We start from the raw sequence: 18,693 nt of genomic DNA, 5'->3' as shown, positions 1-18,693 counted from the left end.
TGAGCCGAAAAGAATCGTGAAGATTCTCGGCTGACAGCTTAAAAGAAGGCCCCTCGCGATAATCGCTGCGAGGGGCTTTCTTTATGAAAAAATAGATGAGCAGAGCAGATCTGCTTCAGAATGCGGGAACTTCTTCTACCGGTTAAAAGGGGGTTTTTGCGAAATGGCGCTTGGTGGCGTCCTGCAGCTTGCCGACCGCCTGGAAGGACTCCCGCAGCAGGTCCTGTTCGGTCTTGGACAGATTGTGGGGGTTGATGTGGTGGCTGGGTTTGCGGCCGGCCTGTACCAGGGCGATTTCGTTTCGCAGCCGCAGAAAAGTTAGCGCCTCGAAGGCGGCGCGGATATGCTCCGCAGTCTCCGGTGCAAACACATTTCTTTTCACCAACGCCTCCAGCCGGGCGAAGGTGGTGACTTCAGAGAGTTCCTGCTCCAGCGCGAACATGCGGATGCAGTCGACGATATAGACCGTCCCGCCGTGCTTGAGAGACAATTCCCCTTTATGTTCACCGCTTTTTTCCAGCACAAACCGTCCCAGCAGGCCGATCGGCACCTTGTAGCGCAGGTCCAGAGACATCATGTGATAGAGAAAGCCCTGGAAGGAGCGGATGTGGCGATGCACGATATCCCGCAGATCCTGGGCCAGGGTGCCATCTCCGGCCATGGGGACGAAATCGAAGAAGATTGATGAGTAGCGCACCTTCTGCGGCTCCGGCTCGTTGACCCAGTCTTCGATGCGTTCATCCCACTCCCACAAGCGCCCGCGCCACAGGGGATTGTTGACCATGACCTTGCCATGGCAGAGCGGATAGCCGACTTCGGCGAGGGCGTCGACGATCTTCTCAGAGAAGGGTACGAAAAAGGCGTCGACTTCCTCCTGCCTGGCATCGGGATAGTTTTCGAAAATAAAGCCGTTGTCCTGATCCGGGTCCAGCAGCATCTCTCGACGCCCGCCGCTTCCCATGATCAGAAAGCAGTAGCGGATCGCCGGCGGTTCCTTCCCCTGCTGCTTCATCTCTTCCAGGCACAGGTCGAAGGTGCGGCGGATGATGGTGTGGTGGATGTAGCTCAGAATCTCCATCACCTCGGGGGTGGATCGGGTTTCGGACAGCAGAGTGCGGCCAACGGTTGCGATCTCGCTGCGAATGGCCGCCAGGGTTGCAAGATCCTTGGCCTGACGCGCATTGCCGACCAGCAGCATCGCTTTTTGGCTGCGAAAGCGCATCAGGTCGCGCAACGTCACGATGCCAACCACCTGTTTGCCGTCAAGAATCGGCAGATGCCGCATGCGATGGGCGCTCATGTAGGCCATCGCTTCATACATATAGGTGTCGGGGGAGAGGGAATGCGGCTGAGGCGTCATGATGGTTGCAGCGGTAATGGCATCCGGATCGACATTCGGCAGACTGAGAACCTTTCCAACAAGGTCGCGCTCGGTAATGATCCCCATCAGCGAGCCATCCTTTTCGCACACGAGGACCGAACTGACGCGTTTCTCCGAAATTTTACGGGCCACCTCCCGTGCAGTATTCTGCGGCGTGCAGCATACCGGTGGCGTTGCCATGATTTCCGACAGGCGCTTTTTGAAAGGGTAGGCCTCCATCTGGGTGATGGCGTCCTGGGTCTGGTCTGTGACGATTTCTGAATAAAGGTTGCGCACCCGGGAGAGAACGATGCGAGTAAAATATTCGCCGATGCGAGGATATTCTTCCTCCACCTTCTTCACCAGATCCGCATTGATGACGAAGCACTCCGTGGCGCGCACTGTGCGTGCGCCGCCGGTATAGGGCTCCCCGGTAAAGATCGGTGTGGCGCCGAAAAACTGCCCTTCCTTGCGATAGTCCACCACCATCTCGACCCCGCCGGGGTTCATCACGGTGATCTCCACCAGGCCGTCTTTAATGATATAAAGATAGCCGGTGGGGTAATCATTCTGCTTGAAAATATGGGTGTTGGCCGGAAATTTCTTCAGGACGGCCGCTTTGCGGAGTTCCTCGAACAGGTGGTCCGGCAGGATATTGAAGGGTTCACTGTCTCTGAGATGTCTGATCAAGCCGATATCCCCGGTGGAAAATGGCGTCGTTAAAAAACCCCCCGGAATGCTCGGAGGGCAGTGAAAGTAAACAATCTTAATACTAGCAGCATGCCCGGAAAGGGCAATGTTTTTTTCGTTTAATCCGGGTCTTGGGATTCCTGTGGCGCATCCTGGCTGCGCGAGGGATCTTTGGCGCGTGGAGAGCGGTCGAGATAGATGGCCGCGGCGAAGCACAGCAGGCTGGCCGCCATCAATTCACCGATGTGTGTAAAAAAATCACGGGTCAGTATCAGATCGATCCCCATCAGGGCCAATCCTGCCCCGGCGAACAGCAGGGAGCATCGCTTGCGAGTGAAAAACTTCAAAGTGCGATGCCTTAATGGATGCGCCGGCGTGACGAATGTTCATCGGGATCAGGGCCGGCGACAGGTATTGGGACATTGTGCAGTTTTCGCAGCACCCGGTCACTGCGTTGTGCCGATTCGTCACTGATGCGCTCATGCGTGATGTTGGAAACCACAATATTGATGAGAAACGCCAGGGGACAGACGATCAGGGCCGAGGAGGTCGCCGGCAGTAGGCCGTCGGCAGAGAAAAGCGGCACCCGCATCACCCAGCCGACCATGGCGATCAGGGTCATGGCCAGTCCGAAAATCATTCCTGCCAGGGCGCCGTATTTGTTGGAACGCGAATACCACACCGCCAGCACGCAGGCGGGGAAAATGGTGTTTCCCGCTATGGCGAAAGCCATGGCCACAATCTGGGCAATCAGCGCTGGCGGGTTGAGGGCTGTCAATACCACGATTGCGCACAGAGCCGCGGTAATCACACGGCCGACGAAAAGCTGCTGTCGGTCGGTGCTCTCAGGGCGAAAAATGGTGGCATACCAGTCGTGTGCGACTGCGGAAGCGCCGGCCACCAGCAAACCCGCGACGGTAGAGATGCCAGCCGCAAGGGCTCCCGATGCGAGATAGCCGAGGAAGGCAGGACCCAGTCCTGCCCGCTCCGGTGCGCTCAGGATGATAACATCCGCGACCGCCTGCCCGCCCAGGGGATTCCAGAATTTTCCCATCACCGCATAAACCGGAGAGGACCAGTAGAGCAGCCCGATGAAGAACAATCCCCAGAGCACCGATTTGCGCGCTATATCTTCATTTTTGACCGTGTAAAAACGGATCATGATATGAGGCAGGCCAGCCGTGCCCACCATCAGGGTAAAGACCAGTGCCAGGAAATGATAAATATTGCCCCCCGTGCCCCAGGGAAGAAACGCCCGGGACGCTTCGGCGAATTCATTGCCGGCAAGCTGACCGCCCGCCGATGAAGCAACCTGGCCTTCCATCAGCCCTGAAAGCACTGCACCATATTCAAGCTGGGGCAGGATGCCGGCTCCGCCCGCCTTTTTGATCAGAATCCACAGCGGAATCAGAAACGCCGAGATCAGCACCACGTACTGAATCTGCTGGTTGCGCGTGACGCCCGACATGCCGCTGATCAGCAGGTAAGCCAACACCACGCCGGCGGCGAAAAAGACGCTGGCGGTGTAGCTCATACCGAAGATCCAGCCGCAGATCAGGCCAATCCCTTTGAACTGGGCCGTGGAGTAGGTAATGGCGATGATGACGGTCACGGTGGCCGCGATTAACCGCACCGAGTGGCAGTCATAGCGGTCACCAAGAAATTCCGGAATCGTATATTTGCCGAAGCGACGGATCTGTGCTGCCAGCAGGACCAATAGTAGGACGTAGCCGCCGGTCCAGCCGATGATGTAACCCAGGCCGAACCAGCCTTTGAGGTAGAGCAGCCCGGCCACTCCCATGAATGAAGCAGCAGACATCCAGTCGGAAGCGATGGCGGCGCCGTTGCCGTATTTGCCGATTCCCTGCCCCGCGACCCAGTAACCGGAAGTGGTCGAAACTTTGGATAGAAAACCCACCCCGATATAAACGCAGAGAGTGGCGACCATGATCAGGGCTGGAACCAGCTTGAACCCTCTCTCGATCTGAAAAATTTCTTCGCCCGCGCCCCACAGCGGTGCGGCGGCGAAAAGAAACAATCCCAGGGCCATCCAAAAGAAAAATCTTTTCATTGCATCAAACCTTCCAGCGATGCGGGGGAACTATCTCCTGCGGACTTTTTTGTCCCACAGCATGCAATACAATTTACACAGCAGCACGTAGCCGATGGTGCATCCCTGCGCTACCAGCCAGTAGTGCAGAGGAAAACCAAGAAAGCGCGTCTCGGTCAGCACAGAGCGGCCCAGGCCGCTGGGGTCTCCCAGCCCTGCCAGCCAGATTGCCATGGGAACGCCGCAGCTCAGAATAAACCAGAACAGCAGAACAATGCGGGCAACTCCGACTTCGTTCTGCATGTTCGGCGTGCTGGGCCGGAAAAAATTGACTTCCAACCGGGGGGGTGAATCCATGAATTGAATTCTCCTTCCTTGGTTTGATAAATTGGCCTGATCCGTTGTTATATCCAATCAGGTTGAGCTGCCACGAAACTAATACGCTGTTTTATTTTTGTCAAATTTAAAAGCTTGCTATGGGATCTGTATTCCAGAGGCTGTCATGCCGATGGTTTGCAGTTTTTCGACAATGGGCTGATCCGCCGGCAGTATCTCGAACTGGTCGAGTTGCGTCGGCAGGATCCAGCGGTGGTCACAGACTTCGATATTGCGAATCGGGCGGTCGTCGCACTGTCTGCATTCATAGGCCATGATCAGCACCGGCCCTCGCTCGTAACGGTAGTATACCACCTCGAAGATGGGGCCGACTTCGATTTCGATCCCTAATTCTTCGATAATCTCGCGCTTCAAGCCTTCTTGCGGCGACTCTTCTGCATCAAGTTTGCCCCCGGGGAATTCCCACCATCCGCCGAGGCGCACATGAGGAGGGCGCCGGGTAAGCAGGATGCGATCCTCGCACCGGATGATGGCGGCGGTGACCAGAAGTGGCGGCATGGCATGTTCTCCTTGTTGACCATAATCGTGCATAGTGAGAGGTCTTCGGCAAATTGGCTGGCGCGCTTTCGCGGCTTGTGATACAAAACAGGCACCGAGAATACCGCCAGGAGATGATATTCATGTTTCAGCTTTCTGATAAGGGGCGCCGCATCCGCGAGATGTTCGATGCGATTGCTCCCCGTTACGATCTGCTCAATCGTCTGTTGTCTTTGGGAATCGACCGCCGCTGGCGGACTTTTGCCGTTGGCTGTCTGGAGATTCCGGACAACGGGTGCGTGCTGGACCTCGCCACCGGAACCGGGGACGTGGCCCTGGAGATTGCCCGCCAAACCCCTGATTCGGTAAAGATTGTCGGCGAGGATTTCACTCAGGGAATGTTGGTGCGTGGCCGCGAGAAGGTCGCTCAGTCCCCTTTCTCCGAGCGGATTTTTCTGGTCAACGCGCCCTGTGAAACGATTCCCCACCCTGCTGGGGTGTTCGATGGTGTGACCATCGCATTCGGTATCCGCAACGTGGTGGACCGCGCCGCCGGGCTGCGTGAGATGTGGCGGGTGCTCAAGCCTGGCGGTCGGGTGGTGATTCTCGAATTTTCAGCCCCGACAAATGCCCTTTTCAAAAAACTCTACTATTTTTACTTTCTACGCCTGTTGCCTTTTATCGGCGGCCTTTTCTCCAAACGCAGCGCTTATCAGTATCTGCCCGATTCCGTGCTGGAATTTCCCTCGCGGGAAGAATTCAAGGCGATGATGGCGGATGCCGGTTTTGCCAATATCCGTCATGTTGACCAGACCGGCGGGATTGCAAGCGTGTATGTAGGGGAAAAGCGCGGTTCCTGAGGGGGCTTTTCCCGCATCGAAGGTGATGCTTGCCCCCTGCGTCCTACTGAGTTGCCTTTTCCAGATCGGAGAAAACCTTTGCCGGAAACCCCAGCACCCGCTTAAAAACGCCGCGAACTTTCTCTGAAATCGATGTGACGGGGATCGCTTTGACCTCGGGGTTTCTGCGGTCCCCCTTTACACGAAAATGAGTCATAATCAGTGACTCATCCTCCCCCGTGAGAATCCAGCCTGCAATGGGAATTTTTGAAATAACGGAATCCACCGTTTGCAGTGGTTTGACACCGAGGACGGCATCTATCTCGTTATCCACCAGATCAATCTCTCCGACCATCGACATATTGATGGCATTGCTGTCCACCAGAAGATCCTCACTGGTCAATATGCCGTTGCGCAGGCTGAAATTGGCGGATATTCTCTGGTACGGCATCCCTTCGCGCGCCATATCCGGCAATTGAAAAGAAAAAATCTGTGCCACGTTGAGCAGCGAGAAAACCTTGGACAGAACATTGAACCGCCTCAAGATCCCGTTGTGCGACTCCAGAGAAAACCCTCCGCGGCTGGTTTCAATGAAATTATGACTGTCTCCTTCGAGGTAGAAATCACCGCGGAGCGTGCCGGTGATCAACCCTGGGGCGTCACTTTGAATGTTCTGGGCTTCTTCGGCATTGACATCTTCCAGATGCCCTGAAACTTTGAGCAGGGCAGCGGCGCCGGGTGGTTCGGCCCAGACAACCCGACCTACGTAGTAACCGGGGGCGAGGTCCGCGTGAAGCGGGTAGATCTGCAATATTCCCGCCCGATAATGAATGTCCGCCTCGGCCTGTGCGAATTCGATTTTATGAAAAGTGCCCGCCTCTGTCTTAACTTTGATGTCAACCGTAGTTTGTTCTGTCTCCTTCTTGTCGCTTCCCACCTGGCGCGGCGGCCCTGAAAAGAATTCAAGAATCTCGTCCACATTGCCATATTCGGCGTTGATGGACAACTCGACCTTGGGCTTGCTGTAGCCGTGGACTCCGCCGCTGACAGCGGCGCGGGTGCCGCCGCCGGTGCGGGCGTAGACAGGAGTGAAATAAATCCCTCTGGTATCGATTGCCATCTGCCCGTAAACCGAGGTCAGGTTGGTTTTGCCTCCTCTGAAGATCAGGTCCTGCGGGCGGAGGTTCTGCCCCTCCAGGTCAATAAGCAGACGAAAATCGGCCAAATCGGGGATCTGTGCCGCGACATCGAAGGCTGATTCCCCCAGGTAGGTTTTCAGCTTGGGGGCATTGACTGTCCGACCGGAAAGGAAGATCTCTCCCTGGGTGCGGTTGAGGTCGGCAACGACATTGAAAAAGTGAGCTCCGCCCCCCTTGAGCGTGAATTCGCCCTGAGGTGGATCGAGACGGTCCCTGGTGCCGCTCAAAAGAAGGTCGCCGCTCAACGTGCCCTGCAGCCTGAAATCTTCAACCGCCGGCAGCAGTTGTTCGAGTTTTGCGAGGTCGGACTGGGAGAGCTGGACGATAAAGCGAAACGGGGTGGCGCCTTTGAGGACAACCTCCCCCTCGAAATTCGCCTTAAGCCCTCCCAGAGCCACATGCCCGCCGCGAATCTGGAGTTTCTCTCCTTCATGGGTGCCCTGCAGCCCAAGGGTGGTCGGCATGCCCGGTGGTTTGCGGACTGCCTTTCCCCAGCGTGCGGCAACCTCGGAGAGGTTGAGATCGAGATTTAATTTAGGTCTGGAAGGACTCTCTGTGACCTCCAGGGAGATTGCGGCCGGCCCACTTAGGTTCAGTTCCGATGGAATTGGTTTCGGAAGCAGCTGTGTCAGCTTCTTGATGTCGGCTCGGGCTTCGCCTTTAAGGTTCAGGTGTGGCGTTGCCCCGGGTGCAAGCTCCTCGATATGGCCACTCAGCGACCATGGAATCTCCTGCCAGACGAAATTTCCTTGCGTGATCCGAAGTTGCCTGTTCTCATAGACCAGCTGCAGCCGGTTCTTCTCGACGGGTCCTGCTGCCGTTTCCCATGCCAGGTTTTCACCGTGAACGGCTGCATACCTCAATAGTTCCGTTGATTCGAGGCCTGCATTGGAAGCCTCACGAATCGGGCCATCGAAACGCAGCGCTTCAACGGTCAGCGAACCCGTATCCTGAAGAGCGTCGAGAGCATTGCCTGCGCCTAGGGCCGCAAGCATGTGATGAAGGGTTACCGCGGAGAACGTGTTGCTGGAAAGCTCTCCTTGCAGATGCGCTTTTTCAGGATGCTCGGGCTCGACTTCAAGAACAAGGGAACCTTGCAGGTTAAGGTCATTGAGACGGACTGTGCTCGAACTCAGATTCCAGATGCCGTCCCGGACTTCAGCGCGGCCGGAGGATTCAAACAGGAGGGGGAGGGATTGGGCTTCATCGTCTGCGGACAGGTGCAAACCTTCCAGTACAGCATTCAGATCAAGCCCTTCGCGCACCGAACCCTGGGCCGAAACAGTCAGATTTCCCCTGCCATCCAGAGTTGAAGCAGGAAGGTGTCTTTTCAGAAAGGGAGTCGGGTCGAGGTGGCGAACCTGTAGATCGAGTTCCCCGTGCCATCCCTTCCAGTCGGCCCAATTGTCTGCCGGGAGGACCTCAACCTCTGCTTTGAGGCGGACAGGCTCGGAATCCTGCGGGTGGAGGTCGGCCTTGAACTGGGCACGGGTCGTTGCATCAGGCCCGATATCATCAAGTGTCAGGTCGATACTGGCGAGTCGCAGGGATGAGGCTGCCCATGATTTCTGTGTGTCGCTCTGCCGCTGCCAGTGGAATCGGCCGTCGCGGATCGTTAGAAATTTTACTTTTGTTTCATGCAGCAAGGAAAGGATGGAAAGAGGGGCAGGGTCCTCCTCACCGGCTCTTGTCGCAGATGATGAATGAATCCTGACCGTTGGGGAGATGATCTCGATAGCGGTGAAAGAAATCTGGCGCTGCAGCAGGGGGCGCAATTTGAGTCGCAGAAACAGATGCTCGGCGCGGAGGTCGTATTCGCTGGTTTCATCGCCGATGCGTATGCTGCTGAAGTCGAGATTGATCCCCTTGTGCAGGGCAAAGCGCGCTTCACCGATAGACACAGGGAGGCCCAACTGCTGACTGAGGCGGTCAGCGAGCATGCTGCGATAATTATTTAAATCAAAGGTCGCAACGGCGAAGGCCAGTGCTGTCGCAGCCGCAACGAGCAGAAGGCCGACTGCGACGAGCAGTGGATGGCGTCGAAGCATTGAAGTCGTTACCTGAAAATGTAAGATCCTGTGTGGGTGAAGCCGGATATTCTCTTTTGTTTCTTTATGCTGAAGATCATTTTTAATAGTACCCACTAAAGCGGCGAGTAGGCAAGCTCTGATGCATGCGAAACTGTCCTTTACATGGGGTTTAGCCATTGCTAATATCCCCCTCACGAATCTTGCCGTCTCATTAGCGGGCAGCGGATGATCGAGACTCGCTTCATTGTGGGTTCTCTCGTCCATCGATTTTTGTCGACGTCCCCGGTGCCTCAGATTGACAGGAGCGAAAAATTATGTCCTTAAATGCTCTTCTTCGGAACCTTTTGGGCGAACTTCCTGACGCTCTGGGCGTCGTTCTTGCCGATTGGGAAGGTGAAGCAGTCGCCCATGCGGCCCGCATGGATGATTTCGAATTGAAAGTTTTTGGAGCGCATCACGGCATTATCCTTGACTCTTTGCGTCAGGCGGCTGCCCGTCTTGGAGAGCCGGGAGTGGAAGAGGTCGCCATTCATGCCGACAACCGTCTCATTCTTGTCATGCCGGTTACTGAGGAGTATTTTATTGTCCTGACGCTGGAGAGCGAGGGGCTGTTGGCGCGTGCACGGCATGTCCTGCAAGCCTATGCTCCACAACTTCATGAAGAGGTTGCCTGACGGTAAGCAGGTCGCCAAAACCCGCAGCTCAGATATGCAGGCCGGTCATGTGTTCCGGTCATAAAATGATGGCGTCGCAAAAAGTCCGTCCTACGGCGTTACGGCGTTTTTTCAGGACCTCGACATACCTGATGTATGCCTTCGCCCCTGAAAAACCACCAGGCCTTGTAGGACGAAATTTTTGCTTAGCCATCCTTAAAATTTTTGCGAGTGCATCATAAAAATAAGGGAGAGATTGAGCCGTGTTGGAAGAGATTAAACAAAAATTGAGCGAAACCCTGACCCAGGCGGGTCAATGGGCAGATAAGGCTCTGCAGCATGCCATGGTCTGGCTTGCGCAGCTTCTGGACAATATCGCATTGATGCTGGGGCACTATGGGGTGCCTGAAGAATATCGTTTCCTGGTGGCACTGGGGTTGCTGTATCTCCTGGTCGTTCTGGTTGTTCTTCTTTTTATCCTCCTTGTTTTCCGGCGCAGACGGCGCAAACGGCGTGAGGCGCTCAAGCGCGAAGCGCCACCCGGGCTCGAGCCGGAAGAAGCTCTCAGGCCGCCAGTCCCAGAAGAAGAGGAGGAGACGCCTGCGCCCAAAGAGGAACTCAGGGCGGAGCCTGAAGAGGGAAAAGCCCCGGCTGCTGAACCTCCCGCCGAGGCAGAGGCTGAAGTTGAAGAGGTCCGCCCTGAAGAGGTCGCGCCTGAACCGGTTGCGGAGGAGGAACTTGTGCCTGAGGAGGCGCCTGTTGTTCTTCCCGAGGAGCGGGAAGCGGCGCCGGAAGTTGAAGGAATTCCTGAAGAGCCCAGGGTCAGTCTTTTTGAACGGATGCGCCAGGGACTGTCCAAAACCCAGGCTTCGCTGGTCGGTCGCATTGATACCCTGCTGCGTGGGCGAAAGGAGATCGACGCCGATCTGATCGAAGATCTGGAGGAGATCCTGATTACTGCGGATCTGGGTATGAAAACCACTCAGGACCTGGTGGCGGTTCTCGAAGACCGTCTGGATCGCAATGAACTGGCTGACGGCGAAGCCGTACGCAGTGCCATGCAGGAAGAGTTGACCCGTCGCCTTGAAGAGCAAGCCTGCGGTCCCCTCGACCTTGATGCGGCAAAACCCTTCGTGCTTATGGTAGTGGGCGTCAACGGGGTGGGCAAGACGACGACAATCGGCAAACTGGCCCGACAGTTTAAAAACGAAGGGCGCAGTGTTGTATTGGGGGCCGGCGACACTTTCCGTGCTGCGGCTTCCGAGCAGTTGGCTATTTGGGGCGAGCGCAGCGGTGTTGAAGTGATTCGCCACTCCGAAGGCGCCGACCCTGCCGCGGTTGCGTTCGATGCGGCCAAGGCGGCAGTGGCGCGTAAGGCGGATGTTCTGATCCTTGATACCGCTGGAAGGCTTCACACCAAGGCGAATCTGATGGAAGAGCTCAAGAAGATCCGGCGGGTTCTGGATCGCGAAATCCCCGGCGCTCCTCATGAAACCCTGCTTGTTCTCGATGCCACCACCGGGCAGAATGCCCTGAACCAGGCCAAGCTGTTCAGCGAGGCGGTCGCTGTCAGCGGCATTGCCCTGACCAAACTCGACGGCACGGCCAAAGGTGGAATTGTTGTGGCCATCAGCAATGAACTCAAGCTCCCCGTGAGATATATCGGCATCGGCGAGGGGGTGGAGGATCTGCGCCCCTTCGATCCGGCGATGTTTGCCGCCGCACTTTTTGACAGGGATTGAGCTGGACTGGATATTCGACAAACCGAGTGAGCCGGAACAGCCACGGCCCGAATCACACCATTTGACAGCGTTGTGTGGGCTTGAGCAGGGCACACCCCGGACAAAGTAGGGTTGTATCGATCCGGAATATCGGAGGGAGCTTGGAGGCGCCGGCTGGCCTGGCTTGCGAAATGCAACGGGCGGCGCCTTGCGGCTGTCTGCGTGGGGGCACTGAGACGATCGAGCCAAAAAGGGAATGCAGGGATGGGGCGATGGAAGTGGGGTGGCTGGCGGATTGGGACTATTCCTTAATCGCCCCGTACTTGCGCAGGATATCCGTTGTGGTTATGCTCTCCGGCACTCCTCGCGGTCTGACCACCGTTCTGCCGCAGAGAATGACGAGCTCATAGACCTCGAAGATGGCATAGCGCCCCTCGTCGAAGACAATGACCTTGTTGCCGTTGTCTTGACGGACCTGCTGCCGGTACTTGCGGATGCCGGTTTGCTCCCCGGCGCGCTCTTTTTTGTCCTGCTGCTCCAGCCAGGTGCGAAACGCCGTGGAGAGCGCCATGGTGAGCAGGGTGAGGTAGACATGAGCCCGAAACGCCCTGGCGGTATTCTTTGCCGGCCGCTCGATGAACCATGCCTGCTTCGCCTCCCGGAACAGGGCGTTCTCCATCTCGCTTCTGCGGTCGTAGCGATCGTAGGCACAAAGCGGCTTGGCGACCGCAGCGTTGGTGAGAATCACCATGGTGTCGCAACCGGGGTTGTTTCGGCAGTAGGGATCATCCACGACCACCACCGCGTTGATCGGATTGGCCGAGAAGTTTGCGGCATGTTCGTGGGAGCCGCTGCCGTGCTCGCCATAGAAGCCGGCCGAGGTGAGTCCGTCGATCCCGACCGCCTCCCAGCGATCGACCACGCTGGTCTTGTTCTTGCCGTGCCCGACCGAGCGGGTCTTCTGCCGGCTCTGGCGGACCCCGTTTGCAGCGCAGGCCAGGGCATCGGCATAGACCGCCATGTTCTTCTTGGCCGGGACATAGAAGTGGATCCCCTGCTGGTGCAGCCACCACCAGAAGGCGCCATCGGTAAACCCCCGGTCAAAGGCCAGCGACGACAAGGTGGCCTGCCCGCCGAGATTGCTCAGAGCCTGGGCGACCACCTCCCGGGCCAGGGTCACATCGGCGGTCTCGATGGTGGCAAAGCGCAGGGCCAGCGGCAAGCCGCTGACCGGCTCCCAGATCACCCAGATCTTGAACCCGAAGACCCGTTCCAGCACCTTCTTGATGCGCCCCTTGCGCAGGCGCAGCGTCGGCGGCTTCTCCTTGGAGACCATGCCGCAGCCCTCACAGCGCTGAGTCGACTGGATTTCCGAAGCATCGAGTGTCGCATGCACGGTCTTGGGAAAGAACGAACGAGCGGCCAGCACCGCCACCACCGTGTTGAAGAGCCTCTCCAGCGCGGAAGCCGCAATCGCTTGGATGTAGGTGGCAATCGAATCGGCGCAGACCGGGCCACGGATCGGGCTGCCCGGCTCGCTCTGTCCGGAGCCGTCCGGGCTATCGGCAGCCTCCGGGGAGGTCTCGGCGGTGGGCTTTTTACGCCCCCGCAGGCTCGTCCCCTCCAGAATCTCCCGGCCGTTGAACCCCACCAGGCGCATCAATGCCTGCGAGTGCAGAACCACCGGTTCGATGTGCCAATAGAACGCCAGGCCCGCGACGATGCGCATCAGATAGATGAGGATGACCGCAGGAAAGCGGACGGTCGTCGGGCGGCTGGAGACTTTCGGGTCAAGCTCCAGCAGGCGAGGCATGACCCCGATCTCTTCGAGGAAATAGAAGAACTCGTCGAAGAAGCCGGCGTCACTGAGGTGATAAACCTCCGGCACGTCCTTACCCGCCGCCAGATCCAGGGCAATGCCGGCCTGGTCTTTGGCGGCGGTCTGAAAGGAGAGTCGACGGGCGATATTTCTGGAAGCACGGTCGTGTAGGTTCATGGTTGGAACGCTAGCAGAAAATGGCGCGAAAAGCAAATCGGCAACATGCGTAAGTGGTTGTTTTTAAAAGATAAAACTGCTTCGAAATTCATGATCTGAGCGGTTTTTGGGCGAAACGCGCGAGGGGGATCGTGCGAGGCATCCAGGAGGGCCTACAGGGGAGCCCGGGGGTCGAGAAGGGCAATCCTGAAGGGCGCGGCGAAGAAGGCAAATTTTCGAAAAATGGCCCCTTCCCGGCCCGGTGTTGGATTTTTTTTTTGGATTCTGGTTGTCCGCTTACTCAAACGTGGATTAGGCAGACCGGGATAAGGCGTCAGCCGCCCCAGGCATGCTACGAGGTTTGCTGCTGGGTCGGGTTGCCGGAAACGCTTCGCTTATTCCGGCCTAAATTCCTGGAGCCGTGTAAATAACCAGTTTGGATTTTGTGTGCCGCTCTGGTTGAGCCAGTCCAGGGGCGGGCGAGTTTATCGAATATCCAGAGCTGGATAGAATGCTTGACTTGTCCGTGGTGTTTTTTTAATATCGATGGTTGACCTCTAGATAGGATTTGATATGGAAATAGATGTTTTACACCGCCTCGAACAACGGGTCGATCAGCTTTTGGAACGCGTCCGCGGTCTCGATGCTCAATGTCAGAGACTGCAGGCTGAGAAGGAGAAACTTCTCGAAGAGCGCGAGACGTTTGGTCGAGAGCTTGACAGAATTCTTGCGAAGCTTGAAGAGCGGGAGGAGTCGGGCCACTGAAAACCTCTCATCAGGTGACCATTCTTGGGCAGCAGTATACCCTGCGCACCGATGCGACGAGCGATCAGGTGCGTGAAGTGGTTGATTTTGTGCGGCAATCTCTGGATGAGGTTACGGGCCGTCACCGTGCGGTAGATTCTCTGGATGCTGCGGTTCTTGCTCTCCTCAATGTCGCGGGTTCTTTTCTGCGGATGAAAAGAGCTGATGAGGCGCAGATACAGGAAGTTGAGCAGCTCATCGACCGTATTGATCGGGTTCTAAACGAGCAGCCGGGTGGTAGCGCAAATTCTGACGAAATGTTAGGATAGATATATCATATACAAAGAACCGTTCTTCGCGCGCTTTCTGCCCGAAGTCGGGTGCTATTGTATAGGCAATTGTGAGTTGATAACTTTTCCATCGCTTTTGAAGCCGGTAATCTCTGTTTGAAGGTTGTACGGGCAAAAGTGGTCCAACGGCAGATTTAATGCGGACATCAGGTCCGTTTTTCCCGGGAGCTTATTTGCTCCGGTGAATAAATCCGAAGGCGAATTGGGACTATTGTTGTGGCAAAGGCTTTCTCTCCGGAGGATGCCAAAGGGCGTTCAGGTTGTCCCTGTTAATGCTTGCTTTCCACTAAAAGCTTAAAAAGGGTCATCATCCTGCTTTATTAACATGATTGCCGGCATGACATTTTTTCGCTTGCCTCGATAATCTCTTCGCTTTCGGCTGATCCTGCCGTTTCTTCCACCTTTTACCGTCCGATCCGTCCTGCGGCGATCACCGGGTTTGTCCGGGGGCCGTCATGCCCAAAACCACGATTCGTGAAACCTTGCTTCGTCAGCGCCGTCGCTTGCCGGCTGACCAATGCATGTCACTGAGCCTGGAGATCCAAAGCTATCTGATGGCTCTGGACCTGTTTCGTGAGGCAGACACCCTGGCTCTTTACAGCCCTGTTCAGAATGAGGTTTACACTGAAGCGCTTTTTGCCGAGGCACGCCAGCAGAAAAAGCGCATTGTCTATCCGCGCGTGTGTGGTGACGACCTTGAGTTTGTTGAGGTTGTCTCGCGGAGCGATTTAGTGCATGGCTATTTCGGTGTGCTTGAGCCGGGCGAAGGGCCTCGGGTTGATGTTGGTGAGATCGACCTGCTGGTGGTCCCCGGGGTCGCCTTTGATCGGGTTGGCCACAGGCTCGGTTATGGCAAGGGCTTTTACGACCGGGCTTTGCGGGCGGCGCCTCAATCCTGCCGCCTGGCCGGCCTGTGTTTTGATTTTCAGTGGATGACGGCTCTGCCTTACGACGCTCACGATGTGCGCATGCATGCCGTGGTGACGGAAGCGGGCTGTCGCTATTGCGAGCAATCCCGGCAATGACCGGGCTAATCTATAAAGGGCAAGGAGGATCAAGACTTTGAGTATAGAACTGACCATCCTGTTGATTGTGGTTGCCGTGGCCGCTGGCGCCTTCGGCAGCAATGTCGTGCGGCGCAAATTGTCGGAAGGGCGTCTGGCTGATGCTGAAAAAGCTGCGGCTCAATTAATCGAGGAAGCACGCAAGGACGCCGACAATATTCGCAAAGAAGCAAGTTTGCAGGCCAAGGATACTATCCTGCAGGCTAAAACGGAATCAGAGAACGAGGCGCGGGAATTGCGCCGGGAAATTCAGGTCCAGGAGAAACGCCTTTTACAGAAAGAAGAACATCTGGACCGGAAGGTCGGCCAGGTTGATGCGCGGGAAGAGGAACTGCTCAAGCGTGAGCGAGGCGTTGCGCAACAGGAAGAGCGGCTGGCGGCGCGTGACCGGGAACTGGATGAGCTTGTACGCCAGCAGGGGGAGAAGCTTGAATTGATTGCCGGCATGACCGCGCAGGAAGCCAAGCAGCACCTGATCCACACTATGGAGAGTGAGGCTCGCCATGATGCGGCCCGCATGGTCAAGCAGATTGAAGAGGAGGCCAGGGAGCGAGCCGACAAAAAGGCCAAGGAAATCCTTGCTCTGGCTATCCAGAGGTATGCAGGGGACTTCGTAGCGGAAAAGACAGTCAGTGTCGTGCCTCTTCCCAGCGACGAAATGAAGGGACGCATCATTGGTCGCGAAGGACGCAATATCCGCGCGATCGAGGCCGCGACCGGGATCGACCTGATTATTGATGATACCCCGGAGGCCGTCATTATCAGCGGCTTCAATCCCGTGCGACGTGAGGTGGCGCGTCTTTCTCTCGAGCGGCTCATATCCGACGGACGCATTCATCCTGCACGTATCGAAGAGGTGGTGCAGAAATCGGAGGAAGACGTGGAAACAGCCATCCGTGATGCCGGGGAGCAAGCGACCTTCGACGTCGGTGTGCACGGCATCCACCCTGAGATCATCAAGCTGATCGGTCGCCTCAGATACCGCACTTCATATGGACAGAACGTTCTGCAGCACTCCCTTGAGGTCGCTTTCCTGTGCGGCATTATGGCCTCCGAACTCAATATCAATGTCAAACAAGCTAAACGGGCCGGATTGCTGCATGATATCGGTAAAGCCGTCGATCATGAAATCGAAGGCAGCCATGCGGTAATCGGTGCGGACCTGGCGCGCAAATACGGTGAGACCCCCAAAATCGTGCATGCGCTGGCCGCGCATCATGAAGATGAAAAGCCCGAATCTGTCCTGGCGATCCTGGTTCAGGCCGCCGATGCCCTGTCCGGCGCACGCCCCGGGGCGCGTCGGGAAACTCTTGAGACCTATGTCAAGCGGTTGGGGGACCTGGAGCGCATCGGTACCTCGTTTGAAGGGGTGAGCAGCTGCTTCGCCATCCAGGCCGGCCGTGAGATTCGTGTCATGGTGTCGAGCGACAATGTGTCCGATGCCCAGTCTTTTGTGCTGGCAAAGGATATCGCAAAGAAGATCGAAGATGAAATGACTTATCCCGGACAAATCAAGGTCAACGTCATCCGCGAGACCCGCGCGGTGGAGTTCGCCAAGTAGCGCTCTCTCCAAGATTTTGTAAGGGTTGAGCATTCATATCCAAAACGGATCAGTGCGTCGCTGATACTTGGCATGGCCCCTGTCTGAATCACAGGTTTGGGGCCATGCCTGTTTACAATCCGGCGTGAAGGGGGGGCTTTTTGAAAATTCTGTTTGTCGGAGATATTGTCGGGCGTCCGGGTCGCCAGGCTCTCAAGCGCCGGCTTGATCACCTGGTTGACCGTCACCAGGTGGATCTGGTGGTGGCCAATGGTGAGAATTCCGCCGGCGGCTTCGGCCTGACCGCTGAGATCGCCCGTGAACTGTTTGCCCTTGGCGTTCATGTACTGACCTCAGGCAATCATATCTGGGACAAAAAAGAGGCCTTCGATCTGCTGGAGCGCGAGTCTCGGGTGCTGCGCCCTGCCAATTATCCGCCGGGGCTTGCGGGCTATGGGAGCGGTGTGTTTTTTGTGCCCGATGGCACGCCGGTCGCTGTGGTCAATCTTGAGGGCCGGGTCTTTATGAACAACCTGGATTGTCCTTTTCGCGCGGCCGACCGGCTGTTGGAAGGTTTGCGCGATCGGGCCAAGGTCATTCTGGTGGATTTTCATGCCGAGGCCTCCAGCGAGAAGATCGCCTTTGGGCATTATCTCGCCGGCCGTGTGTCCGCTGTGGTCGGAACGCATACCCATGTTCAGACCGCTGATGAGCGGATTCTCGGTGGCGGCACGGCCTTTATTACCGACGTGGGGATGACGGGGAGTCTCGACTCGGTGATCGGCATCCAGAAAGAGATTGCTGTTGAAAAATTCCTCAAGCAGGTGCCCATGCGCTTTGAGGTTGCCAAGAAGCATCCCGTCCTTTGTGCCGTTCTGCTTGATGTCGATGCAGATAACGGATGTGCGCGTTCCATTGAGCGCATTTTTCAAGAAGTATCCTGAGCCCCTTCACCGGGGCGATGACATTGAAGGTGATTGCCATGTTATCAGTCAAACAGCAAATGGATGTGATCCGCCGTGGCGCGGTAGAGATCCTGGTGGAGTCAGAACTTGAGGAAAAGCTCCGGGAGGCGATCGAGGTCGGTCGCCCTTTGCGCATCAAAGCGGGTTTTGATCCCACCGCCCCTGATCTGCATATCGGCCATACGGTTTTGATCCAGAAGCTCAAGCAGTTTCAGGATCTTGGGCATCAGATCTGTTTTCTGATCGGTGATTTCACCGCCATGATCGGCGACCCCACGGGAAAGAATGAAACCCGCAAGGCGCTGACCCGCGAGCAGGTTCTGGACAACGCTCGCACCTATCAGGAGCAGGTATTCAAGATTCTTGACCCGGAAAAAACCCGGCTTGTTTTCAACAGTGAGTGGATGGGCAAGATGACCGCCGCGGATCTGATTCAGCTGGCCGCGCGGCATACTGTCGCGCGCATGCTGGAGCGGGATGATTTCCACAAGCGGTTTCAGGGGCAGCAGCCGATCGCTATCCATGAGTTCCTCTATCCCCTGGTGCAGGGGTGGGATTCTGTTGCCCTCGAGGCGGATGTCGAACTGGGAGGGACTGATCAGAAATTCAACCTTCTGGTCGGGCGCGAGTTGCAGAAACA

General features: G+C 56.6%; 16 protein-coding genes (1 of these 16 only partly in view). 9 read left to right on the top strand and 7 right to left on the bottom strand.

Annotated features, from left to right (window positions below; translation table 11 throughout):
• Positions 1-142: 142 nt before the first annotated feature.
• The 5 genes from GSUB_RS12280 to GSUB_RS12265 all read right to left on the bottom strand — a co-directional run bounded on the left by GSUB_RS12280 (position 143) and on the right by GSUB_RS12265 (position 4,994).
• Positions 143-2,050, bottom strand: coding sequence for a putative nucleotidyltransferase substrate binding domain-containing protein (locus tag GSUB_RS12280; RefSeq protein WP_235269823.1), 1,908 nt, complete (start codon positions 2,048-2,050; stop codon positions 143-145).
• Between the two features lie 119 nt (positions 2,051-2,169).
• Positions 2,170-2,397 (bottom strand): hypothetical protein, encoded by a 228-nt coding sequence (locus tag GSUB_RS19115; protein ID WP_144402010.1) that lies wholly within the window; start codon positions 2,395-2,397, stop codon positions 2,170-2,172.
• An 11-nt stretch (positions 2,398-2,408) separates the two neighbouring features.
• Positions 2,409-4,121, bottom strand: a complete 1,713-nt coding sequence (locus GSUB_RS12275) for a VC_2705 family sodium/solute symporter (protein ID WP_084212022.1) — start codon at positions 4,119-4,121, stop codon at positions 2,409-2,411.
• Positions 4,122-4,151: 30 nt separating this feature from the next.
• Positions 4,152-4,457: a DUF4212 domain-containing protein gene (locus GSUB_RS12270; RefSeq protein ID WP_040201018.1), complete on the bottom strand. Its 306-nt coding sequence runs from the start codon at positions 4,455-4,457 to the stop codon at positions 4,152-4,154.
• Between the two features lie 117 nt (positions 4,458-4,574).
• Positions 4,575-4,994, bottom strand: a complete 420-nt coding sequence (locus GSUB_RS12265) for a (deoxy)nucleoside triphosphate pyrophosphohydrolase (protein ID WP_040201017.1) — start codon at positions 4,992-4,994, stop codon at positions 4,575-4,577.
• Positions 4,995-5,116: 122 nt separating this feature from the next.
• Here GSUB_RS12265 and ubiE point away from each other — a divergent pair, with 122 nt between their 5' ends.
• Positions 5,117-5,833 carry a bifunctional demethylmenaquinone methyltransferase/2-methoxy-6-polyprenyl-1,4-benzoquinol methylase UbiE gene (gene ubiE, locus GSUB_RS12260; protein ID WP_040201016.1) on the top strand — a complete coding sequence of 239 codons (717 nt, stop codon included), beginning with the start codon at positions 5,117-5,119 and terminating at the stop codon, positions 5,831-5,833.
• 43 nt (positions 5,834-5,876) lie between these two features.
• Here ubiE and GSUB_RS12255 read toward each other — a convergent pair whose 3' ends face one another.
• Positions 5,877-9,059, bottom strand: a complete 3,183-nt coding sequence (locus GSUB_RS12255; RefSeq protein WP_040201015.1) for a YhdP family protein — start codon at positions 9,057-9,059, stop codon at positions 5,877-5,879.
• Between the two features lie 296 nt (positions 9,060-9,355).
• On the opposite strand from GSUB_RS12255, the gene GSUB_RS12250 reads away from it, so the two are divergent.
• Both GSUB_RS12250 and ftsY read left to right on the top strand, forming a co-directional pair.
• Positions 9,356-9,715 (top strand): roadblock/LC7 domain-containing protein, encoded by a 360-nt coding sequence (locus GSUB_RS12250; protein WP_040201014.1) that lies wholly within the window; start codon positions 9,356-9,358, stop codon positions 9,713-9,715.
• A gap of 242 nt (positions 9,716-9,957) precedes the next feature.
• Entirely contained in the window at positions 9,958-11,436 is a 1,479-nt protein-coding gene (gene ftsY, locus GSUB_RS12245) for a signal recognition particle-docking protein FtsY (protein WP_318025921.1), read from the top strand.
• A gap of 280 nt (positions 11,437-11,716) precedes the next feature.
• Here ftsY and GSUB_RS12240 read toward each other — a convergent pair whose 3' ends face one another.
• The gene (locus GSUB_RS12240; RefSeq protein WP_040201013.1) at positions 11,717-13,411 is read right to left on the bottom strand and encodes a transposase; all 1,695 of its coding nucleotides are present in this window, start codon (positions 13,409-13,411) and stop codon (positions 11,717-11,719) included.
• 552 nt (positions 13,412-13,963) lie between these two features.
• Here GSUB_RS12240 and GSUB_RS18700 point away from each other — a divergent pair.
• The 6 genes from GSUB_RS18700 to tyrS form a co-directional block, all read left to right on the top strand.
• Positions 13,964-14,155, top strand: a complete 192-nt coding sequence (locus GSUB_RS18700; RefSeq protein ID WP_084212018.1) for a cell division protein ZapB — start codon at positions 13,964-13,966, stop codon at positions 14,153-14,155.
• 14 nt (positions 14,156-14,169) lie between these two features.
• Entirely contained in the window at positions 14,170-14,463 is a 294-nt protein-coding gene (locus GSUB_RS12235) for a cell division protein ZapA (protein WP_040201012.1), read from the top strand.
• A gap of 476 nt (positions 14,464-14,939) precedes the next feature.
• Positions 14,940-15,509 carry a 5-formyltetrahydrofolate cyclo-ligase gene (locus tag GSUB_RS12230; RefSeq protein WP_040201011.1) on the top strand — a complete coding sequence of 190 codons (570 nt, stop codon included), beginning with the start codon at positions 14,940-14,942 and terminating at the stop codon, positions 15,507-15,509.
• A 37-nt stretch (positions 15,510-15,546) separates the two neighbouring features.
• Positions 15,547-17,109, top strand: coding sequence for a ribonuclease Y (gene rny / locus GSUB_RS12225; protein WP_040201010.1), 1,563 nt, complete (start codon positions 15,547-15,549; stop codon positions 17,107-17,109).
• A 140-nt stretch (positions 17,110-17,249) separates the two neighbouring features.
• The gene (locus tag GSUB_RS12220) at positions 17,250-18,032 is read left to right on the top strand and encodes a TIGR00282 family metallophosphoesterase (RefSeq protein ID WP_040201009.1); all 783 of its coding nucleotides are present in this window, start codon (positions 17,250-17,252) and stop codon (positions 18,030-18,032) included.
• Between the two features lie 38 nt (positions 18,033-18,070).
• Positions 18,071-18,693: the 5' portion of a tyrosine--tRNA ligase gene (tyrS, locus tag GSUB_RS12215; protein ID WP_040201008.1), read on the top strand. 598 nt of this gene lie beyond the right edge of the window; only the first 623 of its 1,221 coding nucleotides appear in the window; its start codon is at positions 18,071-18,073; its stop codon lies beyond the right edge, outside the window.

The organism is Geoalkalibacter subterraneus (assembly GCF_000827125.1).
In the GTDB taxonomy this organism is placed as follows: Bacteria; Desulfobacterota; Desulfuromonadia; order Desulfuromonadales; family Geoalkalibacteraceae; genus Geoalkalibacter_A; species Geoalkalibacter_A subterraneus.
This window is presented reverse-complemented; position numbering and strand designations above follow the sequence as displayed.

Bases quoted from the DNA above. Each gene is read 5' to 3' on its own strand.
- GSUB_RS12240 (WP_040201013.1), bottom strand. From the start codon at position 13,411: ATGAACCTACACGACCGTGCTTCCAGAAATATCGCCCGTCGACTCTCC.
- GSUB_RS12250 (WP_040201014.1), top strand. From the start codon at position 9,356: ATGTCCTTAAATGCTCTTCTTCGGAACCTTTTGGGCGAACTTCCTGAC.
- GSUB_RS12230 (WP_040201011.1), top strand. From the start codon at position 14,940: ATGCCCAAAACCACGATTCGTGAAACCTTGCTTCGTCAGCGCCGTCGC.
- GSUB_RS12265 (WP_040201017.1), bottom strand. From the start codon at position 4,994: ATGCCGCCACTTCTGGTCACCGCCGCCATCATCCGGTGCGAGGATCGC.
- GSUB_RS12255 (WP_040201015.1), bottom strand. From the start codon at position 9,059: ATGCTTCGACGCCATCCACTGCTCGTCGCAGTCGGCCTTCTGCTCGTT.
- GSUB_RS12270 (WP_040201018.1), bottom strand. From the start codon at position 4,457: ATGGATTCACCCCCCCGGTTGGAAGTCAATTTTTTCCGGCCCAGCACG.
- ubiE (WP_040201016.1), top strand. From the start codon at position 5,117: ATGTTTCAGCTTTCTGATAAGGGGCGCCGCATCCGCGAGATGTTCGAT.
- GSUB_RS18700 (WP_084212018.1), top strand. From the start codon at position 13,964: ATGGAAATAGATGTTTTACACCGCCTCGAACAACGGGTCGATCAGCTT.
- GSUB_RS12275 (WP_084212022.1), bottom strand. From the start codon at position 4,121: ATGAAAAGATTTTTCTTTTGGATGGCCCTGGGATTGTTTCTTTTCGCC.